The organism is Arthrobacter sp. 01T419 (assembly GCF_056398865.1).
In genome coordinates, this window is record NZ_JBFTQF010000006.1 from 99,796 (window position 1) to 126,772 (window position 26,977).

At 63.5% G+C, this 26,977-nt stretch carries 20 protein-coding genes and 1 riboswitch; of the genes, 15 read left to right on the forward strand and 5 right to left on the reverse strand.

Going from position 1 to position 26,977, the window contains the following annotated elements; all coding sequences use genetic code 11:
• Positions 1-3: 3 nt before the first annotated feature.
• The gene (gene csrA, locus AC1DLO_RS11815) at positions 4-252 is read left to right on the forward strand and encodes a carbon storage regulator CsrA (protein ID WP_184737915.1); all 249 of its coding nucleotides are present in this window, start codon (positions 4-6) and stop codon (positions 250-252) included.
• A gap of 283 nt (positions 253-535) precedes the next feature.
• On the opposite strand, the gene AC1DLO_RS11820 is transcribed toward csrA, so the two are convergent.
• Positions 536-1,102 carry a hypothetical protein gene (locus tag AC1DLO_RS11820; protein ID WP_476914482.1) on the reverse strand — a complete coding sequence of 189 codons (567 nt, stop codon included), beginning with the start codon at positions 1,100-1,102 and terminating at the stop codon, positions 536-538.
• A 246-nt stretch (positions 1,103-1,348) separates the two neighbouring features.
• Between AC1DLO_RS11820 and AC1DLO_RS11825 the strand changes: the two genes are divergently transcribed.
• Positions 1,349-2,167: a sigma-70 family RNA polymerase sigma factor gene (locus tag AC1DLO_RS11825; protein ID WP_476890143.1), complete on the forward strand. Its 819-nt coding sequence runs from the start codon at positions 1,349-1,351 to the stop codon at positions 2,165-2,167.
• Between the two features lie 34 nt (positions 2,168-2,201).
• Here AC1DLO_RS11825 and AC1DLO_RS11830 read toward each other — a convergent pair whose 3' ends face one another.
• Together AC1DLO_RS11830 and AC1DLO_RS11835 are read right to left on the reverse strand one after the other, a co-directional pair.
• On the reverse strand, positions 2,202-2,639 hold the full coding sequence (locus AC1DLO_RS11830) for a DUF1003 domain-containing protein (protein WP_260404848.1): 438 nt from the start codon (positions 2,637-2,639) through the stop codon (positions 2,202-2,204).
• A gap of 162 nt (positions 2,640-2,801) precedes the next feature.
• Positions 2,802-4,343: an MFS transporter gene (locus AC1DLO_RS11835; protein ID WP_476890071.1), complete on the reverse strand. Its 1,542-nt coding sequence runs from the start codon at positions 4,341-4,343 to the stop codon at positions 2,802-2,804.
• A gap of 94 nt (positions 4,344-4,437) precedes the next feature.
• On the opposite strand from AC1DLO_RS11835, the gene AC1DLO_RS11840 reads away from it, so the two are divergent.
• The 11 genes from AC1DLO_RS11840 to AC1DLO_RS11890 all read left to right on the forward strand — a co-directional run bounded on the left by AC1DLO_RS11840 (position 4,438) and on the right by AC1DLO_RS11890 (position 18,682).
• On the forward strand, positions 4,438-4,977 hold the full coding sequence (locus tag AC1DLO_RS11840) for a TetR/AcrR family transcriptional regulator (RefSeq protein WP_184737909.1): 540 nt from the start codon (positions 4,438-4,440) through the stop codon (positions 4,975-4,977).
• Between the two features lie 188 nt (positions 4,978-5,165).
• Positions 5,166-5,263, forward strand: a riboswitch (glycine riboswitch).
• A gap of 188 nt (positions 5,264-5,451) precedes the next feature.
• Positions 5,452-8,319, forward strand: a complete 2,868-nt coding sequence (gene gcvP, locus AC1DLO_RS11845) for an aminomethyl-transferring glycine dehydrogenase (protein WP_476890072.1) — start codon at positions 5,452-5,454, stop codon at positions 8,317-8,319.
• A gap of 9 nt (positions 8,320-8,328) precedes the next feature.
• On the forward strand, positions 8,329-9,462 hold the full coding sequence (gcvT, locus tag AC1DLO_RS11850) for a glycine cleavage system aminomethyltransferase GcvT (protein ID WP_476890073.1): 1,134 nt from the start codon (positions 8,329-8,331) through the stop codon (positions 9,460-9,462).
• 303 nt (positions 9,463-9,765) lie between these two features.
• Positions 9,766-10,149, forward strand: coding sequence for a glycine cleavage system protein GcvH (gene gcvH / locus AC1DLO_RS11855; RefSeq protein ID WP_476914483.1), 384 nt, complete (start codon positions 9,766-9,768; stop codon positions 10,147-10,149).
• Entirely contained in the window at positions 10,146-11,468 is a 1,323-nt protein-coding gene (gene glyA, locus AC1DLO_RS11860; protein WP_476890074.1) for a serine hydroxymethyltransferase, read from the forward strand. Before gcvH ends, glyA begins: the two co-directional genes overlap by 4 nt.
• A 208-nt stretch (positions 11,469-11,676) precedes the next feature.
• Positions 11,677-13,119, forward strand: coding sequence for an L-serine ammonia-lyase (locus AC1DLO_RS11865; protein ID WP_476914484.1), 1,443 nt, complete (start codon positions 11,677-11,679; stop codon positions 13,117-13,119).
• A 124-nt stretch (positions 13,120-13,243) separates the two neighbouring features.
• Entirely contained in the window at positions 13,244-14,725 is a 1,482-nt protein-coding gene (locus AC1DLO_RS11870) for a hypothetical protein (protein WP_476890076.1), read from the forward strand.
• A 21-nt stretch (positions 14,726-14,746) separates the two neighbouring features.
• Positions 14,747-14,980, forward strand: a complete 234-nt coding sequence (locus AC1DLO_RS11875; protein ID WP_476890077.1) for a hypothetical protein — start codon at positions 14,747-14,749, stop codon at positions 14,978-14,980.
• A gap of 155 nt (positions 14,981-15,135) precedes the next feature.
• A complete protein-coding gene (locus AC1DLO_RS11880; protein WP_476890078.1) occupies positions 15,136-15,957 on the forward strand; it encodes a DNA/RNA non-specific endonuclease in 822 nt (273 codons plus the stop codon).
• A gap of 94 nt (positions 15,958-16,051) precedes the next feature.
• Positions 16,052-17,125 carry a lipid II:glycine glycyltransferase FemX gene (locus AC1DLO_RS11885; RefSeq protein ID WP_476890079.1) on the forward strand — a complete coding sequence of 358 codons (1,074 nt, stop codon included), beginning with the start codon at positions 16,052-16,054 and terminating at the stop codon, positions 17,123-17,125.
• 78 nt (positions 17,126-17,203) lie between these two features.
• Complete coding sequence (locus AC1DLO_RS11890) at positions 17,204-18,682, forward strand: threonine/serine exporter family protein (protein WP_476890080.1); 1,479 nt, start codon at positions 17,204-17,206, stop codon at positions 18,680-18,682.
• Between the two features lie 33 nt (positions 18,683-18,715).
• Here AC1DLO_RS11890 and AC1DLO_RS11895 read toward each other — a convergent pair whose 3' ends face one another.
• The gene (locus tag AC1DLO_RS11895; protein ID WP_476890081.1) at positions 18,716-19,555 is read right to left on the reverse strand and encodes a siderophore-interacting protein; all 840 of its coding nucleotides are present in this window, start codon (positions 19,553-19,555) and stop codon (positions 18,716-18,718) included.
• 112 nt (positions 19,556-19,667) lie between these two features.
• Between AC1DLO_RS11895 and AC1DLO_RS11900 the strand changes: the two genes are divergently transcribed.
• Positions 19,668-25,709, forward strand: coding sequence for an Ig-like domain-containing protein (locus AC1DLO_RS11900; protein ID WP_476914485.1), 6,042 nt, complete (start codon positions 19,668-19,670; stop codon positions 25,707-25,709).
• Here the strand turns inward: AC1DLO_RS11900 and AC1DLO_RS11905 are convergent.
• Entirely contained in the window at positions 25,697-26,479 is a 783-nt protein-coding gene (locus AC1DLO_RS11905; protein WP_476890083.1) for a uracil-DNA glycosylase, read from the reverse strand. The two genes, AC1DLO_RS11900 and AC1DLO_RS11905, sit on opposite strands and share 13 nt — an antisense overlap.
• Before the next feature lie 156 nt (positions 26,480-26,635).
• Here AC1DLO_RS11905 and AC1DLO_RS11910 point away from each other — a divergent pair, with 156 nt between their 5' ends.
• On the forward strand, positions 26,636-26,971 hold the full coding sequence (locus AC1DLO_RS11910; protein WP_028266152.1) for a DUF3263 domain-containing protein: 336 nt from the start codon (positions 26,636-26,638) through the stop codon (positions 26,969-26,971).
• Positions 26,972-26,977: the final 6 nt, after the last annotated feature.

Genomic DNA, 26,977 nt, shown 5'->3' on the forward strand with positions numbered 1-26,977 from the left:
AGCATGCTGGTACTGACACGCAAGCCGGGCGAACAAATCATGATCGGTGATGACATTGTCATTACCGTCATGGAGGGCCGCGGCGACGGTGTGCGGATCGGGATCGAGGCGCCTCGCGGAGTGTCCATCCAGCGTCGCGAAGTGGTTGAAGCGATCGCCGCTGCCAATCTCGCGGCAGCGAAGGCCGGGCCCGAGGCCGAGGAACTCCTTGCCGGGCTGCGACCGCCTGCATCACGACGAAAGCCTGACTAGCCGGGGTCAGGAAGGCGGTGGGGCTCGACGGCGGGCCGCACCGTAGTCCCCACCCTCGCTCACCATTGTCGGGTTTTCTTCAGACGCTCGCTCACCTTTAAGGCAAAAACCGCCGACCCTCCTGCACATTTACGACGGCGTCGCGGCGGATGTGCAGAAGGGTTCGCCATTCGACCCCCAAAGGTGAAGGAGCGTCGGCCCACGTACTGCTATATGTGCAGGAGCGTCGGTCGAAAAGTTGTCAAAGGTGAGCGAGCGTCCTAGGGCGGCGAGGTGAGAATCGCTAGGCAGGGCCCAGGAATTCCTCAAGGAGTGGCAGCGAACAATCCCTCGTCACGGCCAAGGCGCGCTCGATATTGGCGTTTTCCGCCAGCAGCATCACGTCATCCGCAGTGTTGGCCGTGTCTGTCGGTGCCTCTGTTCCGGATGCAACCGGGGTTCCTGATGCACCCGGGGCCACAACGTCCCCGGGCTTCCCGGACCCAAGGGGCACGTCCCCGCTTGGCCCCTGCAGGAGCGCCTCGATGTTGGCGGCGACGGCAGCGTCTACTTGCTTAAGCAGACGCACCAAGGCGTGGTGGTGTTCCTGAAGCAGTTCCGCCCAGATTCCGGGTGGCGCCACCGAGGCGATCCTAGGCAGGGTTGCGTTCGCCGGAGCATGCCATTCGATGGCCACGGCCGACGACTCGATGTTCCGGGCAAGAGTGTCGAACCGAAGGTTTTCCAGGACCTTTTCCACGTCGGACGCGGTGAATTTCAGCCAATGCCAATTGCCGGCCCGAATGTGCACGAGCTGTGTTTCGAGCCGGAACAACAGCAGTTCCAGCTGCCTCCGCTCGCGCCACAACATCGCCGATAACTCTTCCGCCCCCACGGTTCCCCATTCCCGTTTGGCCCGCGGAACGTGATCCCGCGGCCCGTTTTGCATCTTTTTCACGAGCGTACACGCATTGTTATATGGCAGATGGTATGTTCACTGAATACGTGTCTGTTCCAGGTATTCTTTGGCCTGCTGCCTCGTCTCAGCAGCTCGCCGGAGGATCCCTGGAATCAGGCTTTTGCAACTCAATAATCCGGTCTCATGGGGGGACTAATTTTGAATCGCGAAGAACGCAACGAGTTGGTGCTGCAGCATTTACCGCTCGTTGGCTACTTGGTGTCTGAGCTCTGTGCGAGAGCTTCTCATTTGTCGCGCGACGATTTCGCGTCGGTAGGGTCCGTGGCGTTGATAACGTCCGCCGATTCCTTTGATCCGAATCTCGGAGTTCCCTTCGGAGCATTTGCGCGCCGCCGGATCGTCGGGGCGTTTGCGGACGAGATGCGGGCTAGCGATTGGGCTACCCGCTCTGCGCGAAAACGCATCAAGGAGACCATGTCGGTCCAGGAAACGCTGTCCGGCGTCCTTGGCCGTACACCTACGGTGGCGGAAACGGCGTCAGCCCTCGGCGTCGAGCGCAGCGTGGTGGAGGCCGCCCTCGCGGATGCCGCCCGGACGCTGTCGCCGCTGGACGACGTCGTCGTAGACACGGTCGCCGCGGACACCGTCTCCCCTGAACACTCCGTCCTGGCCGATGAACGCCTCAAGTACCTTCGCGCCGCCGTCGAGGCCCTGCCGGAAAAGATGCGCTACGTCGTCGAAGAGATCTACTTCGCCGGGAGGTCCGTCAAGGAGCTCGCCGAAGAGCTTGGTTCCACCCACGCTGCAGTGTCCCAGCAGCGCGCCGAGGGTATCCGGCTCATGCGCGATGGACTCTCAGCCCATTACGCAGACGACCCCGAGCAAGTCTTCGAGCCACAGTCGCGGATTACTGCCCGACGCCGGCACGACTACCTCTCGACGCTAGCCACGGCGACTTTGGGCGGAATTACCCGGGGGTTCAGTTCGCATGATCCCGCATTGAACCGTGCTGTCTAGTTTGGGGGCCGGGTAACCTCAGCGCCGTCTAACCTCAGCGCGCCGTCGGCGGGACGGAAACCGAGTCGGGAGTGATCCTGCGAAGCTCACGCAGGATCTCCAGCTGTTGTTCGTTAATCTTCAACAGCAGGCCAATGTCCGACCGCGCAGCGACGTCTGTGTCGTAGTCGTGTTGGGCCATAGCGGCCGCGATCGCATCCTGTCGTTTGGCGGCGATCAAGAGGATCGCTCCCTGAAGCCCGGCCAGCATGGACAGGAACAGGTTCAGCAGGATGAAGGGGTAGGGGTCCCAGGCGTGGCCTTGCAGGACCCACGTATTGATGGCCGCCCACACCAGCATGAAGAGGATGAAGCCGCCAACAAATGGCCAGCTGCCCATTCCATTGCGCATGACGTCGGCGGCCCGCTGACCCGAACTCAAGGTCGCCTTGTGTTCGGCGTGCCACGTGGACTTTTGTTCGGCTGTGCTCATGGTGCCCAGCCTAGCGGTGCTTCCCTGTGGAACCTCGTGGTGCCGCCTCACCCGGACCGAGCAAGATGCCTACTTCACGGCGGAGGACCGTTGAAGGCCGCAAAGAGGGCACCGAGGGACTCCTCGATGCCCTCAAAGCCTTCGCTGAAGGCAACCGGCAGCCTACTTTGCGGTCGGCACGCGACGGAGCACGACGGCGGCAAGGACTGCCGCGGCTGCCATCAGTACCAGCCCGATCGCCGCGGTGATGTGGACGCCCGATTCGAAGGCGGCACGTGCCGCGGCGGTCAGGGCCCCCGCCAGCGGCTGCGGAAGTGTCGCGGCGGTGTCCACGGCTCCGGCGAGCGTTTCCCGTGAGCGTTCGGCAGCATGGCCGGACAACTCAACAGGAAGCAGCAGGTGGTGCTGATAGGACGCAGTCAAGATCGAGCCAAGCACGGCAGTGCCCAGTAGCGAACCGAGCTCGTAGCCTGTCTCGGAGATCGCCGAGGCCGCGCCGGCCTTGTCGGCAGGAACGGCCCCCAGGATGAGGTCGTTGGAGATGGTCTCCGCCGATCCAACCCCGATGGCCAGCAGCAAGAGTGCCGTCAAAAGATAACCCGGACCCTGGCTATGGTTGCCCAGTGCCGCCACGAGATACCCCACGGCGCTCAACGTCAGGCCGGATGCCACCACCAGCCCTGGGCGGATCCGCTTGACGAGTGGAACCACCACCAGGCCCGCCACGATGGTGGCGAGCAGTGCCGGAACCATGGCGATTCCTGCCTCCATGGGGGACTGGCCCTCCACGAGCTGCAAGTGCTGCGCGAAGAAATAGATGAAGCCCGTCATGGAAAACAGGGACAGGACGTTGGCAATGATGGCCGTGCTGAACACCTTGTTCCCAAAAAGCCCCACGTCCAACATGGGCGAAGCCAAAGTGCGCTGCCTGCGGACAAAGACGATTCCCATGGCCAGGCCAAACGCGATGAAGGCTGCGGGGGCAGGGCCGAAGCCGTGCACTGCGACTTCCTTGATGCCATAGACCACGGGCGCCATGGTGAGGATGGACAGCACGATGCTCGGGACGTCCGGCTTGCCCGGATTGCGGTCCTTGGACTCAGGAATGAGGAATGGGCCGAAGGCGAGCAGCGGCAGCAACAGGGGCACCGCAACCAGGAACACGGCTCCCCACCAGAAGTGCTCCACGAGCCAGCCGCCGAAGATCGGCCCGAGCGCGGCGCCGCCGGAGAATCCCGCGGCCCACACGGCGACAGCAAGCCGGCGACGGTTGGGGTCCGGGAAGATGTTGCGGATCAGGGACAGCGTGGACGGCATGAGCATGGCTCCGAAGATGCCCATGCCGGCGCGTCCAGCAATCAGCCATTCGGGCGACGGAGCGAAGGCGGTAGCCGCGGAAACGGCGGCGAAGCCCGTGCTGCCGATCAACAGCAAGCGGCGGCGGCCGATCCTGTCTCCCAGGTTTCCCATGGACACCAACAGTGCGGCGAGCACCAGTGCGTAGACGTCTACGATCCACAGCAGCTGAACGCCCCCGACTTCCAGGGTCCGGGCAATTTCCGGCAAGGCAAATGTCAGCGCGGTATTGTCCACAGCCACCAGTAGCACTGGGAACATCAAGAGTGCCAGGGCAGCCCAATCGCGCCACGGTGCGGACTGGGTGGTCGGGATGCGGGGGTACTGGGTTGTGGATGGGCTGAACATGAACATAACTGTACCGTCTGGACGGTATAGTTTCAACTTGCCGTATCGACTTCGATATCGAACCGACGTATCCAACTAAGGGATGATGGACACCATGCCGCGAAAACCTATTGCCCGGGACGCCGTCCTGGATGCCTTTGAAGCCCTGCTGATCGAGGTGGGGGAGCGGGCTGCCACGCTCGACGCCGTCGCCAAACGCGCAGGAGTCTCCAAAGGTGGCTTGCTCTATCACTTCCCCAACAAGGAAGCCATGATCAGCGCCCTGCTCGAACGCATGGACGCCCTCGCGGCACTGGACATCGAGGCCATGAAGGCGGCTCCCGAGGGCGCCTCGGCGTTCTTCATCAAGTCCTCCCTTTGGGCAGATACGCCCATGGACCGGGTGTTCGTGGCCGCCACGAGGCTCGCGGAAGTGGCGCACGAGGAAACCCGCAGGCGCTTTGCGGGGATTCAGCAGCAATGGCTGGATGTGCTCGCGGAGGAAGTGGGCCCGGAGATGGCCAGGGCGGTCCGGTACATGGGCGACGGACTCTATTTCAACGCAATGCTTGAAGGTGGCCCGGGAGCCAATGCGAGCGAGAGGAACGCCGACGTCGGCGCGCTGCTGGCCGCCGTCGAACGCCTCCGTGACTGAGTGGGGCCCAACTAACTCGCAGTTGTTGTCGTTTAGAGGCTCCAAAACGACATCTAGTGCGAGCTAGTTGGGAAAGGCGGGCGGGGTCGGTGACCACATTTGCGGACGCGAGCAGTCCATAGGACAATGGACAATTGTGGCAGCCGTCACCGGCAACCACTGTTGATTCACATAACTGAATACGCCTTTGATCTGCGGCGGGAGAGTCCTGCAAGCATGTGATGCAGGCGCCGTAGGAGCAAAYCCTCCCCAGGAATCTCTCAGGCCCAYGTACCGCCGCGGCAAGGCAACTCTGGAAAGCAGCAAGCTGTCCACGGGTGTCCCTGACACCCGAAGACGCTGTGCTCACCGACGGTGCAAGCGAAGCAGTGCCACAAGCACGGATTCGCGGAAACTCTCAGGTCCAATACAGAGCGGGGAGGAACCCAATTAGCTGTGGCGTACCCTGCGCCGCCTTATTAATGGAGTTCCTTCGTGACGGTTAGTTCAACCTCCACTACGTTCGTAGATCGGCATATTGGCGCCCGTCGCCAGGCCGACATTGACATCATGCTCAAGTCTGTCGGCTACGACAGCGTCGATTCGCTCGTGGACACCGCGGTTCCCAATGACATCCGCCAGGACGTCGCACTGACGCTCCAGAACGCCCTCAGTGAGGTGGAAGTTCTGGCTGAACTTCGCAAGCTGGCGGCCAAGAACAAGACGGCCGTGCAGATGATCGGCCAAGGCTACTACGACACCGTCACGCCGCCGGTGATCCGCCGCAACATCCTCGAATCCCCGGCCTGGTACACGGCCTACACCCCGTACCAGCCGGAAATTTCCCAGGGCCGCCTCGAAGCACTGCTCAACTTCCAGACCATGGTCCAGGACCTCGTGGGCCTGCCCATCGCCAACGCGTCCCTGCTGGACGAAGCCACGGCTGTTGCCGAAGCCGTCCTCATGATGCGCCGCGCCAACAAGAACAAGACGGCCCACGACGGCAAGACCGTCCTTGACGCCGACTGCCTCCCGCAGACCATCGCGATCGTGAAGGGCCGCGCCGAGGCGCTGGGCTTCGAGGTGGAGATCGCCGATCTTTCCCAGGGCCTGCCCGACGGCGACATCAACGGCATCGTGCTGCAGCAGCCGGGCGTTTCCGGCCGGGTATTCGACCACTCCGCCGTGATCGCCGCCGCCAAGGAACGCGGCGCCCTCGTCACCGTCGCCGCGGACCTGCTCGCCCTGACCCTGATCACGCCTCCGGGCGAGCAGGGCGCCGACATCGCCGTCGGCTCCACCCAGCGCTTCGGCGTGCCGCTGTTCTTCGGCGGCCCGCACGCCGCCTACATGGCTGTCCAGAAGGGCCTCGAGCGCTCGATGCCGGGCCGCTTGGTCGGCGTTTCCAAGGACGACGCCGGCACTCCCGCCTACCGCCTCGCCCTCCAGACCCGCGAGCAGCACATCCGCCGCGAAAAGGCCACGTCCAACATCTGCACCGCGCAGGCCCTGTTGGCGATCGTGTCCTCGATGTACGCCGTCTACCACGGCCCCGATGGCCTGAAGGCGATCGCCGAGACTGCGTACAACCACGCCCGTACCCTCGCTGCTTCCCTGAAGGCCGCCGGCCTTGAGGTCCTGCACGGCAGCTTCTTCGACACCGTCACCGTCCGCGTCCCGGGCAAGGCTGCCGAGATCGTTGCAGCTGCCGAGGCCAAGGGCATCAACCTGCGCGGCATCGACGCCGACACCGTAGGCATCTCTGTTGATGAAACGACGACGGCGACCGTCCTCGCCGACGTCGCTGCAGCGTTCGGCGCTTCGATCGCAGACGGGGGCGAGGGCTTTGCCCTGGAGGCCGCCGTCGAGCGTTCTTCCGACTACTTGCAGCACCCGGTGTTCAACACCCACCGTTCCGAAACACAGCTGCTGCGCTACATTCGCAAGCTTTCGGACCGCGACCTGGCGCTGGACCGCACCATGATCCCGCTCGGCTCGTGCACCATGAAGCTGAACGCCACTGCCGAGATGGAAGCGATCTCCTGGCCGGAGTTCGCCTCGATCCACCCGTTCGCCCCGGATTCTCAGACCGAGGGCTGGCGTGAACTGATCGAGGGTTTGGAAGCTGACCTCACCGAGATCACGGGCTACGACCAGGTCTCCATCCAGCCCAACGCCGGTTCCCAGGGCGAGCTCGCTGGCTTGTTGGCGATCCGCGGCTACCACCTTTCCCGCGGCGATGACCAGCGCAACGTGTGCCTCATCCCGGCCTCGGCCCACGGCACCAACGCCGCCTCGGCCGTGTTGGCCGGCATGAAAGTGGTTGTGGTGGCCACGGCGGCCGACGGCACGATCGACCACGCGGACCTGCAGGCCAAGATCGACGCGAACAAGGACGTCCTCTCGGCCATCATGATCACCTACCCGTCCACGCACGGCGTGTACGATGCCGACGTGCGCGAAATCTGCGACTCCGTGCACGCGGCCGGTGGCCAGGTGTACGTAGACGGCGCCAACCTGAACGCGCTGGTGGGCTTGGCCCAGCCAGGCAAGTTCGGCGGCGACGTGTCCCACCTGAACCTGCACAAGACGTTCTGCATCCCGCACGGCGGAGGCGGACCGGGCGTAGGCCCGGTCGCGGCCAAGGCCCACCTCGCACCGTTCATGCCCGGCGACGCCAATAAGGCAGCACACGAAGACGGCGCTTCTTTGCCAGGGACTGGCGTGGCGATTTCCGCGTCGCGTTACGGTTCGGCGGGTGTCCTTCCGATCTCCTGGGCCTACGTGAAGCTCATGGGTGGCGAAGGCCTGACCGAGGCCACCAAGTCCGCGCTGCTGGCCGCGAACTACATCGCTTCCCGCCTCAACGAGTACTTCCCGGTTCTCTACACCGGCGAAGGCGGACTTGTGGCCCACGAGTGCATCCTGGACCTGCGCGAATTGACCGCTCGAACCGGAGTAACGGCGGAGGACGTCGCCAAGCGCCTCATCGACTACGGCTTCCACGCCCCAACCCTGGCGTTCCCCGTCGCGGGCACGCTCATGGTGGAGCCCACGGAGTCCGAGGACCTTGGCGAGATCGACCGCTTCATCGAAGCCATGATCACCATCCGCAAAGAAATCGACCAGGTTGCCAACGGCGACTTCACGGTGGAGAACAGTCCATTGCGCCACGCACCGCACACCGCTGCCGCCGTCGTGAGCTCTGACTGGAACCGTGAATACTCCCGCGAGCAGGCCGTCTTCCCGGTCCACCACCTCAAGCAGGACAAGTACTTCCCGCCCGTAGGCCGCATCGACGGCGCCGCAGGCGACCGCAACCTGGTTTGCTCTTGCCCTCCGATCGAAGCCTTCGAGAACTAGGACCCCACGATGACTGAGAACTACACTGCGCTCTACGAAGAGCACAAGAAGCTCGGCGCTTCCTTCACCGATTTCGGTGGCTGGCAGATGCCCCTGAAGTACTCCTCGGAACTGGCCGAGCACCACGCCGTCCGCCAGTCCGCAGGGCTGTTCGACCTTTCCCACATGGGCGAAGTCTGGGTCACCGGCCCGGACGCCGCCGCTTTCCTCGACTATGCGCTGGTCGGCAAAATCTCCGCGATGTCCGTGGGCAAGGCCAAGTACTCGCTGATCTGCCAGGAAGACGGCGGCATCATCGACGACCTCATCACGTACCGCCGTGGCGATTCCAAGTTCCTCGTGGTTCCGAACGCCGGCAACGCTCCCGTTGTTGCGGCCGCTCTCGCCGAGCGCGCCGCCAACTTCGACGTCGTCGTCCAGGATGCCTCTGCGGCAACTTCGCTGATCGCAGTCCAGGGACCCAAAGCGGAGGAGATCCTCCTCCGCTTGGTCCCTGCCGCCCAGCACTCCCTGGTCACCGAGCTGAAGTACTACGCCGCCGTCGAGGTGCCCTTCACCTTTGCCGGGAACACTGCGGAACTGCTGCTCGCCCGCACGGGTTACACCGGCGAGGACGGCTTCGAGATCTTCGTGGACAACGACGACGCCGCGGCCCTGTGGCAAGCCATCGCAGCCGCTGCCGAGGACGGCGAGCTGATCCCCGCCGGCCTGGCTTCTCGCGACTCCCTTCGGCTGGAGGCCGGCATGCCGCTCTACGGGAACGAGCTTTCCCGCGAAGGCAACCCCTTCGCAGCAGGCCTGGGTCCGGTGGTATCGCTCGCCAAGGAAAGCGACTTCGTGGGCCGCGCCGCCCTGGAAACCCTTAAGGCTGAGGGCGCCGGTTCCACCAGCGGCCGCAAGCTCGTGGGCCTCAAAGGCCTGGGACGCCGTGCCGGGCGCAGCCACTACCCGGTCCTCAAGGACGGCGTGGTGGTCGGCGAGGTCACCTCCGGCCAGCCCAGCCCCACCCTCGGTTACCCTGTCGCCCTGGCCTATGTCGACGTCGAACACGCAGAACTCGGCACGGCCCTGGACGTAGACCTGCGCGGCAAGTCGGAGCCCTTCGAAGTCGTGGCACTGCCGTTCTACAAGCGAGTCAAGTAAGTCGTCTCGCCTTAAGCCCGTCGGATCCGGGGGGCGAGTGGCCGTGGTTGCGTTTGGCCCGTCGGGTCCGTGCAGCTCACCTTCGAATCGGCTCACGGGAACCACGGGTCACCGACTAAAACCGAAAGGGCCAGCGTTCTTTTCCGGAACTGTTGGCCCCGAAAACTGAACACGCCTCTAGCGGTGGGGGAGCGGCATCCGGCAGCGTGCGTCAAACCGACGAAGGAGCAGCACGCCGAGGATGGCGGCCCCCGCCGCGTAACCTGACCACAACTGTTTTTAGACAAACGCAAAGGAAAAAACATGGCAAAAGTTGCACCTGAACTGCAGTACTCCGACGAGCACGAGTGGGTTGCCCGGGAGGCCGGCAACCTCGTGTCTGTCGGTATCTCCGCCGTGRCCACCGACGCCCTCGGCGACATCGTCTACGTTGACTTGCCCGGGGTCGGTTCTGCTGTGACCGCTGGTGAGACGTGCGGCGAGGTTGAATCCACGAAGTCCGTTTCGGACCTGTACTCCCCGGTGACTGGCGAGGTCACGGAAGTGAACTCCGCCGTCGTCGACGATCCTGCCCTGATCAACAACGATCCGTACGGTGCGGGTTGGCTTTTCAAGGTGGCCGCCGAGTCCGACGGCCCGCTGCTTTCTGCTGAGGAATACGCTTCCAAGAACGGCGGCGAGCTGTGAGCGCCGCGAGCGGAACCACCGCTTTCGAGCAGGTTGTGTCGCCGAGCCTGGACACCTTGCTGTCCGAGCTGGATCCGGAGATCGCGGCGAAGATCGACGACGAGCTGAACCGTCAGCGATCGGGCCTGGAAATGATCGCCTCGGAGAACCACACTGCCGTGGCTGTCATGCAGGCGCAGGGCTCGGTCCTGACGAACAAGTATGCCGAGGGTTACCCGGGCAAGCGCTACTACGGTGGCTGCGAGCACGTGGATGTCATCGAGCAGCTCGCGATCGACCGGGTGAAGGCCCTCTTCGGCGCCGAGTACGCGAACGTGCAGCCGCACTCGGGCGCCCAGGCGAACGCTTCGGTCATGCACGCCCTCATCAAGCCGGGCGACACCATCATGGGCCTGAACCTTGCCCACGGCGGGCACCTGACCCACGGCATGCGGATCAACTTCTCCGGCCGCCTGTACAACGTGATCCCGTACCAGGTTCGCGAAGAGGACCACAGGATCGACATGGCTGAGGTGGAGCGCCTCGCGCTCGAGCACAAGCCGGCACTGATCGTTGCTGGCTGGTCCGCCTATGCGCGCCAGCTGGACTTCGCTGAGTTCCGCCGGATCGCCGACCTGGTGGGCGCGTACCTCATGGTGGACATGGCGCACTTCGCCGGCCTGGTGGCCGCGGGGCTGCACCCGTCCCCGGTACCGCACGCACACGTGACGACGTCGACGACGCACAAGACCCTCGCCGGTCCGCGCGGCGGCATCATCCTCACCAACGACGCCGACATCGCCAAGAAGATCAACTCCGCGGTCTTCCCGGGCCAGCAGGGTGGGCCGCTGGAGCACGTGATTGCCGGTAAGGCCGTGGCCTTCAAGATCGCCGCCTCGGAAGAGTTCAAGGAGCGCCAGGAGCGCGTGCTGGCCGGTGCACGGATCTTGGCCGAGCGCCTGGTCCAGCCCGACGTCACGGCCAAGGGGATCTCCGTGATCTCGGGCGGCACCGATGTGCACCTGGTGCTCGTGGATCTGCGCAACTGCGAACTCGATGGGCAGCAAGCCGAGGACAGACTCGCGGCGATCGACATCACCGTCAACCGCAACGCGGTTCCGTTCGACCCGCGCCCGCCGATGGTGACGTCCGGTTTGCGGATCGGCACCCCGGCACTGGCCACGCGTGGTTTCGGTGAAGCGGCGTTCCGTGAAGTTGCGGACATCATCGCCGAGGCCCTGATCGCCGACGCCGACGCCGACCTCTCCGGTCTGCGTCACCGCGTGGAGGCACTCGCCGCCGCGCACCCGCTCTACCCGGGCGTTGCGAACCTCAGCTGACCCTCTCTTTTGGGCTGTTGGTTCCGGCGAACCTGTCGGAACCAACAGCCCGTCGGGGCCGGCATCCTCTGCGGGCTCGGTCGCGAAGACGCCCGCTGGGCGGACGTGACGCTCCCTTAGACGCCCGCTGCCGGATGTCGGTCCCGAAGGGGCCGCGCTGCTCACCTCCCCCACCGTCCCCGACCATATATCTAGTTAGGAACCGACAATGGCTGTTGGCGTCTTCGATCTTTTTTCCATTGGGATTGGTCCTTCGAGTTCGCATACCGTGGGGCCGATGCGTGCCGCGGCAGTGTTCGCGGGTGAACTGAAGGAGTCCGGCGCCTTGGACCGTGTGGCTTCCCTGCGCGTTGATCTGTACGGTTCGTTGGCGGCTACCGGCCGGGGCCACGGCACCATGACCGCGGTGCTGCTCGGCCTGGAGGGTTACCACCCCGAGGTCATCCTTCCCGAGGAAGTGGAGGAACGGCTCGCCTCGATCGCCGGAACCGGCACCCTGAACCTGGCCGGCGCCGTCGATCCCGGCGCCGGCCCCGAGTCCGGGGTGGCCCTGCCGTACGGGGAGTCGGACATGATCCTGCACCCGCTCACGGTCCTGCCCCGRCATACGAACGGTATGAAGTTCTCCGTGTCCKACGCCGACGGCGAGGTGCTCCACGAGGCCACGTTCTTTTCCGTGGGCGGCGGCTTCATCGTCCGCGAAGGCGAAGAGGACGCAGCCCAGAAGGAACTGGAGGAGTCCAAGAAGGAACTCCCACTGCCCTTCCGCACCGCCGCAGAACTGATGGGCCGCTGCGCCTCCAAGGGACTCGGCATTTCGGACATCATGTTCATCAACGAGCGCGCCTCCCGGAGCGAAGAGGAAATCCGCGAAGGCCTGCTGCACATCTGGTCCGTCATGGAGGCCTGCGTCGAAACGTCCCTCAAGCGCGAAGGCGTGCTGCCCGGCGGACTGAAGGTCCGCCGTCGGGCCCCCGACTGGCACGAACGCCTGTTGAAGGAAACGAAAGACCAGGACCCCGACTACCGGGACCCGAAGTACTGGCAGGAATGGGTGAACCTGATCGCCCTGGCCGTGAACGAGGAAAACGCCTCGGGCGGGCGCGTCGTCACAGCCCCCACGAACGGTGCCGCCGGGATCATCCCCGCCGTGCTGTACTACGCCCTGCACTTCGCCCCCGGCATGGACAAGGCCACCCAGGCCGACCGCGACGACGTCGTGGTGAAGTTCCTGCTCGCGGCGGGCGCCGTCGGGGTGCTCTACAAGGAGCAGGCCTCGATCTCCGGCGCGGAGGTCGGCTGCCAGGGCGAGGTCGGTTCCGCCTCCTCGATGGCCGCCGCGGGCCTGGCCGAAGTCATGGGCGGCTCCCCGGGACAGGTGGAGAATGCGGCCGAGATCGCGATGGAACACAACCTTGGCCTGACCTGCGATCCGATCGGCGGGCTCGTGCAGATCCCCTGCATCGAGCGCAACGCGATCGCCGCGGCCAAGGCCATCAACGCCGCGAAAATGGCGCTCTGGGGCGACGGCACGCACCGGGTGTCCCTCGACGAGGTCATCGTGACCATGCGAGAGACCGGCAAGGACATGTCCTCCAAATACAAGGAAACCGCCATGGGAGGCCTCGCCGTGAACGTCGTGGAGTGCTGACGGGCCTCCGTCACCGTTGATCGATCGGGGCAGCAATCGGCCAATCGAGCAATTTCGGAAGAAACGGAAGATTTTGTGGAGAGAGATGACAGCCGGGAACTAGACCATGATCTAGATTTGCAGCATGGTGCCACACGAAGGCCTCACGAAGCCACTTCGGACTGACGCGGAAAGACTCAGGATTCTCCTCTTTGAGTCGCACAATTGGGTTCACCGTCGTGTTGATGCCCTGAGATTGGGAAGCGGAGGGACCACGAGGCGACATGTATCGCTGGATTTTACCCTTGATGCAGAAAACGCCATCGTTGGCTCCAAAGGGACCGTTGTTGTTCCGGTAGCTGTGCTTCAAAAGGTCCCATTGCGAGGGTTTGATATTACGTGCAACGGAAAGCCGCTTTCCGTGTTAGGAACCAGCGACAGCGCCCCTGTCACGTTGGCGATGCTTGAAGGAACAGTACCCGAAGAAATTGGCCTTTCGTTGGAGTCACGTAAGGAATTGTCTGCTTTGATTCGAGAAGCAGTCTATTTTCAACCACTTCGACTTGCTGGCAACGGTGCCGAGGGGCTTCTTCAATATGAGGACGAAGGACAGCCCGGGCATTTAGATCCCGAACCGAGCCGAACGTGGATCGACGGATGGGACGCAGCGGATGTCGTCACCGACCGAATGAAAGAGTGGTTTGCGAAGCAAACGGGCCTTGTGGACGGGCAGACGGACGTGCTTGCCAAACGGATGGCCACAATAGAAAGGTTCATCCGATCCTTCGTGCTTCTCGCCGAGATTGACGAAATTTGTGTCAGTAGGAGGACTGTCGTAAAGTACGCACTGGATCAGGATTTTCCGGAGCGGCGAAGTATCCTTTGGCGCGAAATTCCGTTTATCCAAATAGTCCCGGATTTTGGATTTGCGCGAAGTCAGCACATTGAGTTCGAAGTGCCTGCCGGATTAGTGGTCAATTCACTAGAGTTGGTCCCCTTTGACTCAAACAATCGCAACGCAGGGTTGGTCCAACTGAGCAGAGGGGAACAGTCCAGAGCGGCCCATGTTTATGCCGCTCCGGAAGATCGATTCCAAGATGCGGTATTCCTTGCAGATGTTGCTCCTGCGGCACAAGGCTTGTTGACCTTCGTAACCGGGGCGGTCGCGGTTGTTCTTGCACTTGCCGTCATGAGTGTCCCAATACGAATGGCCGAACCTCCCATTATCGATACGGCGAAACTGCTGCCTTCCCCAGCCGCGTCACTTCTGCTCATTGGCCCAGCACTGCTCTTGTCGTGGATGGCCAAGGAGCCAGAGCATCGCTTGAGTGCGGCTGTCCTCTTCCCCCTGCGTGCCATGTTGATTCTCGATGCAGTGGCTTTGCTGCTGATGGCTGGCCTAGCGGCGGTCCCTACCGTTGCGTGGATCTGGTCGGCGACCTGGTGGGTCATCTACGCTCTCGTCGCTTTATCTACCGTGTGGTTGATACTGTACCGATGGGCCTGGATCGAGATTGCCGCGTCGAGCATTCGACTTGCCGACAAAATGCGCGGGGGATGGGCCCGGTTCTCCTTATGGACGTCAAGGGTGGCCCGTTCCGTCATAGATTTCAAAAGAGTAGATTGAATAGAAGGAGGCTTGCAGATCATGGCAGAAGAGAAGGCAAATACCGGTCTTGAACATGCCCTCATAAGGGTTCGTTTTGATTCCAATCAACCGATCGACAAGAAGATCGTGCGCTACGTAAGCCGGCGCGGGCTACGCAAGGTTCGCGTAATCGAGTCTTCTGGTGCATCGTTGGGCACCAACAAGGGTGTCTTCGTGGAAGTTACGGACTCCCGCGCCTCGCGCAGTGATTCGACTCAGGTCGGGCGTGGCTGACTCCATTACCGACCAGATTTTCTGGTGATGCGACCCTGTTTGTAGCAGTTGCCCAAACGGTTGCGTCCGGGTCTGTACCTCGTCTCAAGTAGCCCGTTGAGGACGTCAGCCGCACCCTTCTGTGAAGTGTCGGACCCCAGTGCCATCATGTATCCATGAGCGGGGGATACAGCAGTGAATTTTTGCGGGCAGGCCTTGAGCTGCCCAGTCCGTCGGAGACGACGATTCTTCTTGATTACACCCACTTTTCGGTGCGGTTCCGTCCGGACCGAAAGCTGGCCGCGATTGTGGCCGTCAACATCGAAGGCAGCCAGCTCGACCCTCTGGCACGCGAAGGAACCTGGCATTTCGATTCCAGGGTTCCCCAAGAACAGCAGGCCGGTCCGGACGTCTATGCGAACAATGCCTTCGACCGTGGGCATCTTGTGCGCCGGTTGGACCCCGTATGGGGGGATCCCGCCACGGCCAAGACCGCCAACCAGGAAACATTCGTCTTCACCAACGCGGCACCGCAGATCGATAAATTCAACCAGGGTAAGCAATTGTGGTCGGGACTCGAGGACCACGTTCTTGGCCATGCCGGTGCCTTTGGCGCCAGGATGAGCGTGTTTACGGGGCCGGTCTTCCGGGATGACGATCCTCCCTACCGCGGTGTGCACGTGCCGCGGAAGTTCTGGAAGATTGCTGCGTGGACCAACGACGCCGAACTCGGTGCCGCTGGCTTCGTCGTGGATCAGACCCCGCTCCTCGATGAGGTGGAAATGGAGAAGGTCACCAAGGAACGCCTTCTCGCGGAAGAACCTCCACCACTGGGGCCATTCCGAACCTTCCAGGTGCCAATCCAGGACATCGAGGACATCACAGGGCTGCCGCTCGAAGTCCTCGTCAAGGCCGATCGCCTCGCACGGGGCCAGAGGGAGCTCGGCGAGAAACCGAAGGCCATCCACTTGGAGGCGTTGGAACAGATCAGGCTGTAGCGCTCCCTGGGGGCCGATAGACTTGAGGCTGAACGCCTGCGCCGCACAGCGGTGCCTGCTGCCTCAAGTACGCAACTGATTGGACACGGCCCCCTTGCGAGAATTTACCGCACGCTTCGCCACCGCCGAGGAAATCGAACACTGGGACAAACACGTCACGGCCAATCCCAACGGCGGCAACCTCCTCCAATCCGAGGCTTTCGCAGACGTGAAACAGCACTTCGGCTGGAAGCCGTTGCATCTCGTCTATGAAACCCCGGACTACAGCAGCTACAACCTTGTCCTGGAGAAGTCCTTCCCGATGCTCGGCAAGCTCTGGTACCTCATCAAAGGCCCGGATGTTGCCGGAGTCGAGGACATCCCGGGGATCATCATGGCGAACGAGGAATTCGTTAAGCGGGGCAAGCTAGGGGTATTCGCCGTCAAGATCGAACCTGACATCGTCCTCAGTGACGAGGCCCGGGACGCGATCGAGGCCACTGGAGTGATCAAGACGCCCAACCTGCAGCCGAACGACTCCACCGCCCTGTTGGATATTTCCCCGGAGGAGAACCAGCTTCTCCGCAACCTCCATTCCCGCGGCCGCAACGCCGTCCGCCGGGCCATCCGCGAAGGCGTCGAAGTCCACACCATGGAACCTACGGAAGAGAACTTCCGTTCCATGTACGCGCTGATGACCAACACCGTCGAAGCGAAATCCCAAGTGCGGGTCCGCGAATTCGGGTACTACCGCCAATTCTGGACCAATTTCATCGAGCGCGGCCAGGGCCGGCTCCTGTTTGTCTTCGAAAACGGTGTTCCTTCGGTGGGGGCTTTCGTCATCAACTACGGCCGAAAAGGCACGTACAAGGACGGTGGATCATTGCAGAAGCGCTCACAGTACGGTGATTCGCACCTGGTCCAGTGGACGGCCATCAACCAAGTCAAGGAACTGGGCTGCACGGAATACGATTTCTGTGGCACTCCGCCTGCGGACCGGCTCAAGGACACCTCGCACCCGTTCCACGGACTCGGCCTATTCAAGACCAGTTTCAGCAAGACCGTGACCGACTTCGTGGGCTGCTACGACCAGGTCATCAGCCCGCTGAAGTACAAGCTCTGGACCGCCGCCGGAGAACGCATCGCACGGCAGCTCTACACCCGCCGCACGGGCCAGCAGTTCTACTAGAATCGCAGCTCTGCGCCGTCTACCGCCGGTGGAAAATACCGTATTTGGAGGAATCCCGCTCTTTGGAGGAATACCCGCGTGACTGACCGCCCCGACAATAGGCCCAGCACGGACGGCTTGCCCAAGACACAGCCGCTCAAGCCATCCCAGGTGCGCCAGAACGTCAATGCCAAACGCATGCTCCGCAGGCTCGTGCAGGGCGAGAATCCTCCTACCGCCCCCTTGAGCATCGTGGACCGCCTAGCCGGGAGCCCCTACGCCAACCCCACCATCCAAGTGGGCGGTGTTGATGCTTCGGCCCGCAAGACCATCGACTTCGCGCTGCACATGGCCGAATCGATGTTCCGTTACGGAGCCGGTGCACTGGAAGTCGAAACCAGCATCATCGCGGTCACGGCTGCTCTCGGCTTGAAGAACATCGAAGTCGACATCACCAACCAGTCGGTCCAGATCAACTATGCGCCCAAGGACCAGACCCCGCTCACCCTGCTCCGGGTAGTCCGCTCCTGGACCAACAACTACGCAGGCCTGGCCCAAGTCCACCAACTCGTCACCGACATTGTGGCCGGCGGGGTGGGCAGGGCGGAAGCCGTGCGCCGGCTGGATGACATCATCCGCAGCAGCAAGCCCTACCCGCGGTGGATGGTCACCATGGCGTTCGGTGTCTTCTCCGCTGTTTTCGTCGGAGTACTCGGCGGGGGACTGGGCGCGTCCGCTCTCGCTTTCGTATCCAACATGCTCATCAACCTCGTGGCCCGGCAACTGGGCAAATGGCGCACGCCGGACTTCTTCGTGACGGCGGCCTGCTCCTTCCTGGTCACCTTCATCGCGCTCATGCTCCGCTGGGCCGGGGCAGACATCCCGCCGTCCATTGTGGTGGCGGGCGGTATCCTCCTGCTGTTGCCGACTGGGCGGCTCGTCTCCTCGGTGCAAGACGCGATCAACGGATTCCCCGTCACTGCGGCAGGACGTTTCCTGTCCACCATCCTGACCTTCGGCGCGATCGTTGCGGGCATCGCCGTCGCGGTGGTCGTGGGTGACCTCATCGGCAGCGTCGCGATCGACGTCACCCAAACATTCCCCGAGGCGTATCCATTGTGGGGCCAGGCGATCCTGATCGCCGTTGCCGTGATTGCGATCGGCATCACGGAGCAGACCCTGCTCAAACTTCTGCTCCCGACGGCGGCAGTCGGTTTGGTGGGTTACTTCGTCTTGTGGGGGGCCTCCAACCTCGGCCTCGGAGACCGGCTCTCGCCAGCGATTTCCGCTGTGGTCATCGGCCTGCTGGCCCGCATGGTGGCACTCAGACTCGGGGCGCCGCAACTGGTGGTCGCCGTCCCCGCGGCCCTCATCCTGCTCCCCGGGTTGAAGATATTCCGTTCCATGTATGTGTTGACGGTGCAGGAAGCGGACATCCTGCTCGGCTCGGGTGGCATGCTCAATGCGGCAGCAATCGTGCTGGGTGTGGCAGCGGGAATTGTGCTGGGCGACAATCTGGCCCGGCCGTTGACCAAGGGGCTGGCCAGCAACGAGCGCCGCCGCGTGCGCAGGCGGTAACGCCGCGTCCGCCGGTGCTAGGCTCTTCAGACGCTAGATCTGCCCGATCGGGAGTTTCTTCTCAGCCTGGAAATCGTCCTCCACGCGCCCCTGGGCCCAGTATCCGGAGAGCGACACTTGGGAACGCTCCAGGCCGCGCTGCTTGAAGAAGATGTCCCTCAGGGCCTTCATGTAGCCGCGTTCGCCGTGTGCAAATACATCGACCCGGCCGGGCAGCCACTCGGCGCTACCCAAGGCATCGAGCAGGATGGAGCTTGAACCCGCAGGCACTCCTGAGCGAAGGAGCCAGCGTAGCTCGACGCCGTCGGGGGCCGCGATGTCAAGGATGTCGGCATCGCTGTCGACTTCAAGGAAAGCCAAGCCCTTGGCATCGGCGGGCAGGGATTCGATCGAGGCGGCAATTGCCGGGAGCGCTGCGTCGTCGCCCGCGAAAAGGTACCAGTCGGCGTCGGACGCTGGGTTGTAGGCGCCGCCCGGACCCGTGAAGACCAGCGCGTCGCCGGGCTGGGCGGCCAGGGCCCACGGACCCGCAAGGCCCTCGTCGCCGTGGACCACAAAGTCGATTGCCAGCTCCTGCGCGGCTTCGCTCACCCAGCGGATGGTGTACGTGCGCGTGTAGGGCCACTGTTCGCGCGGCATGGTCTCGCGGATGGCCCAGAGATCCAGCGGCAACTCGTAGTCGACGCCCGGCTGCGGGAACACGATCTTCACGTAACGGTCCACGAAGTCGTTGTTCGCGTAACCGGCAAACCCTGGTCCGCCTGCAATGATGCGCACCATGTGGGGCGAAAGCTGTTCGGTGCGCAGCACGGTCAGGTTCACCTGGGGGCGGGTATTTCGGGAAGCAGACGACGTGGCGGGCAAGGATGTCATGAAGGCAAGCCTAGGCTAAGTTGCCCTGGCGTTGCTGCGGCCGGTTCGCTACATTACTCCATTTGTTGATCTAATTGAACGGGAACACGCTGCAATAGGGGGAACGTCAGCCATGCCGTCATCGAAGCGAAGCCTTGTCCGGAACGCAAGAGTCCTCAAGGCGTCCGGGTTCTCCGTGGTGGCAAGCCTCCTGGCCGCGTTTGCAGTCTTCCACCCGGGCGTCATGTCGGCCGACGTTGATCTGAACGACGGCGGCGTCTGGGTGACGAACAAGGGCACGTCAATGGTCGCCCGGCTCAACTATCCTTCCAAGTCGCTCGACGGCGGGTTGACCCCGCCCGCGACGAACTTCGACGTCGTCCAGCGCGGCAATGAGGTCTTCGTCGACGACGGCGCCTCGTTGGCCCCCGTTGATCCGGCAGCCATGCGCTTGGGCGCTTCACTCCGGCTTCCGGAAGGGATCAAAGCGTCGACCGGCCAAGGCATCTATGTCCTCACGGACCCTGCCAAAGGCCAGGCATGGCTGGGGAACACGGACAGCGTGAAGGCGTTTACCAGGGAATCTGCGGAGCCGGTGGTGACCGGTGCGCCCAAGCTTCTTGCCGCCGTCGGGACCGATGGGGCGGCTTACATTGCGGATCCCGGCGCGAAGAAAGTCAGGCGCTTCACCGTGGACCGGGCAGGAAACGCGGCGTCCGTGACAGCCATGGATTTTGCCGATTTCTCCTCGGCCACGGATTTGCAGCTGACCACGGTTGGCGATCAGCCGGTGCTTCTCGACGCCGGTGCGGGCAGGGTCTATCTTCCGGGCGGCAGGACCGTTGAGCTACCGGACGGCAGGGACGCACGCGTGCAGCAGGCAAGCGCCGCGAGCGGATTCGTTGCTATCGCCACCACTAGGGGACTCATCAAGCAACCCCTGGGCGGTGGTGACCCCAGCACCCAGATGGTGGCTGGAGGCGGCCCTCCAGCCAGGCCGGTACAGCTTGATGGTTGTGTCCACGCGGCGTGGCACAAGGTCAACCGCTACCTGCGGGACTGCACCGATGATTCCCAGGACAAATCTGCGGACATTCCCAATGCGGACAAGAAGTCGGAGTTCGTCTTCCGGGTTAATCGCCACCTTGTGGTCCTCAACGATGTCGCGGGTGGAAACGTTTGGTTGGTCCAGCAGGAGATGCACTTGGTCAACAACTGGCAGGACCTGCAAGTACCGCCCAACAAATCACAAGAGGAGAAGGACGACGCCGCAGATCAGAACCCCCTCAACCAGCTGCCGGATCGCAGCAAGGAGAACAGGCCACCCAACGCCCAGGATGACGAATTCGGCGTGCGGCCGGGAAGAACTTCCTTGCTCACGCCGCTCGACAACGATTCCGACCCCGACGGCGACCTCCTGACCCTGGGCGTGCTGGGGTCGGGCCCAAGCATTGGCCAGGCCCAGCCGATATACAACGGCTCAGCCATCCAACTCAGCGTTCCCCAGGGAGCATCCGGGACGTCGACTTTCGGGTATCAGGTGGATGATGGCCGCGGGAAGAACGCGCAGGCGAAAATCACTGTCAAGGTCCGCCAGGCGTCCGAGAATGGCTTGCCCGTCCAGAAACGCAAGACCGTCATCCTTCTTGAACAGGGAAAATCGATCGGCCAGAACGTCCTCTCCGACTGGACCGACCCCGACGGCGATGATCTTTTCCTCAAGTCCGCCACGGTGGACAACGGGGTTGATCAAGTCCAGGTCCGCCCGGATGGCCTGCTGCAATTCCAGGACGTCGGTACGTCCCTAGGCCAGAAGACGGTCACCCTTCGCGTCTCCGACGGTCGGGGAGAGGCCGAAGGCAAGATCACTGTGGATGTCCGTGCCCGGGGAAGCTTACCGCCAGTCGCGAATCCCGACCACATGGCGGCGCTTGCTGGACAGGACGTGGTGGTTTCTCCACTGGAGAACGATCTGGACCCTGCCGGCGGATCATTGCGGCTCGCCCGGGTAGAGGGCCCCGCGAATGCCAAGGTGACGCCCCGCTTCGATACAGGAACCTTTGTGTTCAACGCGCCCACGGCAGGCACCTACTACGTGACCTACCAAGTGACCAATGGTCCGTCGAGCCAGCTCGGATTGGTTCGGATCGACGTCGGCAACGGTGGTTCCAACGGCGCCCCGGTGGCAGTGCGGGATGTTGCCCGGCTGCCCCAGGGCGGCGAGGTACTTGTGGATGCCCTCGCCAACGACATTGACCCCGCAGGTGGCGTGTTGGTGATCCAGTCTGTCAACGTGCCTGCAGGTTCGCCGCTATCAGTAGCCATTTTGGACCATAGCGTGCTGCGCGTCAGCGATGCCCGGGGTGCGACCGTCCCGGAAACCTTTAGCTACACGGTCTCCAATGGACAGCAGACCGGCGCGGGCGAAGTGACGGTCCAGCCCGTCCCGGCCCCGGCCAAGTTGCGCCCGCCCAAGGCGTTGCCGGATGAGATCACGGTCCGGGTCAACGACGTCGCCACAATCAACGTGCTCGCCAACGACAGCCACCCGGACGGCGCACCGCTGACCCTCAATCCCCAACTGGCGCAGACAGTTGACCTTGCCGACGGCCTGCTGGGCGTCTCCGGCGATTCGCTTCGCTTCAAGGCCGGCCCCCAGGCCAAGACCGTGCATGCCATCTACGTTGCGGTGGGGCCGGACGGCCAAGAGGCGTCCGCCCAGGTCACCATCAGGATCAAGGGCGGCGGCGCGGACCAGAACTCCCGCCCCGAGCCGCGTAACCTGACGGCGCGCACCATCGCAGGCAGTGCCACTCGGATTCAGATTCCCTTGGAGGGCATAGATCCGGACGGCGATTCCGTCTCCCTCATCGGGCTGGAAAAGGCACCCGCACAAGGGACGGTGAGGGTGGGTGCAAACTATCTGGAGTACACAGCGGCTTCGAAGGCCTCGGGGCAGGACACCTTCACCTACGTTGTCCAGGACACCTTCGGGGCACGGAACACAGCCATCGTTGCGGTGGGGATCGGTGCGGCGACCGGCAGCAACCAGCAGCCTGTTGCCGTTGACGACACGGTGGCCGTGTTGCCCGCACGCACAGTGGCCGTCGATGTCCTCCGCAACGATTCGGATCCCGACGGTGACCCCGTTGCCCTGGTTGCAGGCGGGCTCGACGCCGCTGCCGCACTGAATGCAAGCATCGAGGACGGAAGAGTGAGGTTCACGACGCCGGACTCAGCGGCCGCCGTCGTGCTCCGTTACCAGATCACCGACGGCCGGGGCGGGGTGGCCAGTGCCACGCTCAAGGTCGATGTCCGCCCGGACGCGCCACGAAGGGCGCCGATTGCGCGCGACGACCGCGTCTCGTTTGCCGAGACGCTCGGCAAAACCGCCGTTGATGTTCCGGTGCTTAAGAACGATGAGGATCCGGACGGCGTAACGTCGGACCTCAAGGTTGCGGTTGATCAGGCCCCTTCGGGGGTTTCCGTGCGGGACGGCGGGACCGTGAACGTGACTTTGATGCCGCAGCCGCGCATCATTTCCTACACCGCCACGGACCTGGACGGACTGTCCTCCACTGCTTTCATCCATGTCCCCGGAACTGCGGAACAGCGCCCGGCGCTCAAGGATCCGAGGCCGCTCGAGATTGCCAGCGGCAAGGAACTCACGCTGAAGCTGGGCGACGCGGTCCTGGTCCGCAAGGATCGAAGCCCGCGGTTAACGGTCGATTCCCGGGTATCGGCGGTGGGCGGCAACGGAAGGCCGCTGGTGAAGGATTCGACGACCATCGCTTTCACTTCCGCCGAAGACTACGCCGGTCCCGCATCGTTGACATTCGAGGTTGCCGACGGCCCGGTCGATGCCGCGGATACCCTGACCTCCGTCCTGACTGTCAGTATCAACGTGCTGCCCGATCCCACGAAAAACCATCCGCCGGTATTTTCGTCGACGACCGCGAAAGTGGCCCGGGGTGAAGAGACCGTGGTGGAACTCGGGCAGTCCGTGGGCGATCCGGACGAGGCAGATCAGGGCAAATTGACGCTCTCCATCGGACAGCCACTTCCGCCTGGAGTCAGTGCCAGCGTGGATGGCACTGCGCTCAAGGTCCGCGCGGCCGCCGACGCTCCGGCAAGCGGCGCCATCGCCATGACTGTTTCGGATCCGCGGGGCCTTTCCTCCCGCGGGACGGTGGAACTCCAGGTGATCACGTCACTCCGTCCGCTGCCCGTGGCCAATGATGATGTGGTGTCGGAGGCCGCCGCGGGCGAAAGCAGGGAAGTCGCCGTCCTGGCCAACGACGTGAACCCGTTCCCGGATACACCCCTCAGCATCATCAACGCCGTTGTGGAAACCGGGCAAGGGACGGCATCGGTTTCCGGCGGGAATGTCAGTGTCCGTCCCGACGCGTCCTTTGTGGGGACCATGGTGGTCAGGTACCGGATCCAGGATAAGACCGGCGATCCCGAGCGCCAGACCGACGGAAGAATCAGGCTCACCGTCAAAGCAAAGCCGGACAAGCCCGGAACCCCGATGGCCACGGAAGTGCGGGACAGGACCGTGGTGCTCAGTTGGACGCCCCCATCCGCGAACGGTTCACCGATCAGTGCCTACAAAGTGACCGGAAACAACGGGGCGGCAAAGGTCTGCGCTACGAATACGTGCACCATTGACTCCCTCACCAACGACCTCGAGTACACCTTCACGGTTGTCGCCGTCAACGCAATCGGCGAGTCTCCGGCGTCGGGCCCTTCCGCAGCCGTGCGTCCGGACCAGCGGCCGGAAGCACCGCAGGCGCCTTCCCTCACGTTCGGGGACAAGCTGCTGAACATCACCTGGTCGCCGGCGGTCACCACGGGATCGGCCGTCAGCGACTATGAACTGCAGCTTTCGCCGGCACCACCTGCGGGGGCGTCCCTCCGCCAGGTAGGCTCCGGATTGGGCTACAGCTGGACTGGACTGGCTAACGGCACGTCCTACCGGGTGCAGCTCCGGGCCAAGAACAAAGCCCCGACGCCGTCTGACTGGAGCCCGTTCTCCGCTGCGGAGACGCCGGCGGGAACCCCCGTGGTTCCCGGCAAACCCAGCAGCACGCTCGCCAGCTCCGGATCGGGTAATTCGGTGATCCAAGTCAACTGGAATGCGCCGGATGGCAACGGTGATCCCGTCTCGGAGTACACCGTGACGTCCTCACATGCGGGTTCCGCCCCGGTCACCCAAGTGGTTCCCGCGAGCAGGACGAATGCGCTCTTCACGGTGGGGAATTCGGACACCGGGTACACTTTCACGGTCGCGGCCAAGAACAAAGCAGGCTATTCGGCGGCCAGCCTTCCCTCGGATCCGCGGCGGGCTGTTGGTGCGCCCGGCGCCGTCGCCGGCTTGCGGGCAGACCCACTCGACAACAGTGCGCAACTGAGTTTCAGCCCCCCTGCCACTACGGGCGGGGCAGCATCCGGCGAAACGATCTACGAGTACCGTGTGAATGGCGGAGCGGTATCCACTGTTCCCGCCAACAAAGTGATCCCGGGATTGCCCAATAACGGCACCTACACGATCGGGGTGCGGGCGAGCAACATCGTAGATGGCCAGTCCTACCCCGGACCATTCTCGGATTCGAACCCAGTGGCGCCCTATGGAAAACCCGGCGCACCCACCGCCTCCGGATTCAATGAAGGCTACTCGGTTCACTTCATCCTCCGGGCTCCAGYGGCCAACGGGCGTCCGATCGTCGAGCTCCGGTGGGTGACGTCGGACGGCCAGCGGGGGAGCACGGCCGCCTCGTTCGCCGACGTCAACGTGGGCAACGGTCCCAACCAGAACGTTTGGATAGAAGTCACAGCGGTCGATTCAGTGGGGCAAACCTCCCAGGCCCGGGCCAGCGGGACAACCACGGTCAGCTCAGCAGCGATCTCCCGCGGAACTCCGGCCGGACCGCCCAACGAATACCGGATTCGGATGACACCCATCGGTTTCCCACCAGGAAACTACACGGTCCTCTGCTACAGCAGCTACGCCAACAACGGTTCGGCACCTTTCTGGTCCGGAACCGTGAATTTCCCGACGGCGAACGGGACCGTTGAGCTGCCGTGTGCAGGACACCTTGACTCCGCAAAGGGTGAGTGGCTTTCCGTTGAAGTCAGGGGAGTTGCCAGCGCCCCGAGGATCTACGCCTGGTAGGCAGAAGGGATCGGTGGAAGCTCCCAGATTACGGGACCTGCGCCTTGCATACGGAGCAGGGCGTTGGCCCGGCTGAACGGGCGCGAGCCGAAGAAACCCCGCGATGCGGACAAGGGACTGGGGTGCGCGGAGGTGATCGCAGGGGCACCTTCAAGCAAAGGCTGCACCGCTTCGGCGTCCTTGCCCCACAGGATCGCTACGAGCGGACTCTGCTGCCCGGCAGCTGTGCGGCGACGGGCGACGGCGGTGACTGCCGCCGTCGTGATGGCCTCCCAGCCTTTGCCGCGGTGTGAGCCGGCGGCGCCGGCCGCGACGCTCAGCACCCTGTTCAGCAGGAGTACCCCTTGGTCTGTCCATGCTGAAAGATCGCCGTGCACCCGGGGCGGCACGCCGAGATCGGATTCCATCTCCCGGTAGATGTTTGCAAGGCTGCGGGGGATGGGCCGGGTTTGGCCGGAAACCGCGAAAGAGAGCCCGACGGCGTGTCCCGGCGTCGGGTAGGGGTCCTGCCCCAGGATCAGCACCTTGACGTCGGCAAGCGGCTGCCGGAAGGCGCGGAGGATGTTCGACGCCGCGGGCAGCACGTGGGTGCCGCGGGTAGCCTCGCCCGCCACGAAGTCCAGCACGGAACGCAATTCGCCCTCGACGCCGGAAAGCGCTTCGGCCCAGTCCGGGGCCATCAGATCCTCCAGGGCCTTTCCCGGAAGTGCCTCGAATTCGGGGGAGTGATCCTCGGATTCAAGCTGGAACAACGCTTCTTCGCCTACCACCCAGCCATTGTCCCTGCACTTGGGGTTTGTAGGAAAGCGATCCCGCGGGACGGCTGTGACTCCACGGGAAGGCGGCGAGGCAAATGACATCGATGTTATTCGCCCGTTACCATGGGGGTGGGACAATTTTCAGTCAATGCGTCGAAGGAGTGTGTCGTGGCAGAACCCGCGCGGGAACCCATGGCGTCCGAAGCAACTGGATTGGTGCTGGAAGACCTGTCCACCGGGCTCCGCAGTGATTCGCCTTTGGGCGAGCGTGAGCAGCAGATGCTCGCCTTGGAGAGGCAATGGTGGAAGTACGCCGGGGCCAAGGAACAAGCTGTCAGGGAGCTCTTCGATCTCTCGGCGACCCACTACTACCAGCTCCTCAATGCTCTCATCGATACCGAGGAAGCACTGGCGCACGATCCCATGCTGGTCAAGAGATTGCGTAGACTACGTATGTCACGTCAGAGGGCACGCACGGCGCGCCGCCTTGGTTCTGACGCGTAAAGCACA

Bases quoted from the DNA above. Each gene is read 5' to 3' on its own strand.
- csrA (WP_184737915.1), top strand. From the start codon at position 4: ATGCTGGTACTGACACGCAAGCCGGGCGAACAAATCATGATCGGTGAT.
- AC1DLO_RS11820 (WP_476914482.1), bottom strand. From the start codon at position 1,102: ATGTTGTGGCGCGAGCGGAGGCAGCTGGAACTGCTGTTGTTCCGGCTC.
- AC1DLO_RS11830 (WP_260404848.1), bottom strand. From the start codon at position 2,639: ATGAGCACAGCCGAACAAAAGTCCACGTGGCACGCCGAACACAAGGCG.
- AC1DLO_RS11835 (WP_476890071.1), bottom strand. From the start codon at position 4,343: ATGTTCAGCCCATCCACAACCCAGTACCCCCGCATCCCGACCACCCAG.
- AC1DLO_RS11840 (WP_184737909.1), top strand. From the start codon at position 4,438: ATGCCGCGAAAACCTATTGCCCGGGACGCCGTCCTGGATGCCTTTGAA.
- gcvT (WP_476890073.1), top strand. From the start codon at position 8,329: ATGACTGAGAACTACACTGCGCTCTACGAAGAGCACAAGAAGCTCGGC.
- AC1DLO_RS11870 (WP_476890076.1), top strand. From the start codon at position 13,244: ATGGTGCCACACGAAGGCCTCACGAAGCCACTTCGGACTGACGCGGAA.
- AC1DLO_RS11875 (WP_476890077.1), top strand. From the start codon at position 14,747: ATGGCAGAAGAGAAGGCAAATACCGGTCTTGAACATGCCCTCATAAGG.
- AC1DLO_RS11880 (WP_476890078.1), top strand. From the start codon at position 15,136: ATGAGCGGGGGATACAGCAGTGAATTTTTGCGGGCAGGCCTTGAGCTG.
- AC1DLO_RS11895 (WP_476890081.1), bottom strand. From the start codon at position 19,555: ATGACATCCTTGCCCGCCACGTCGTCTGCTTCCCGAAATACCCGCCCC.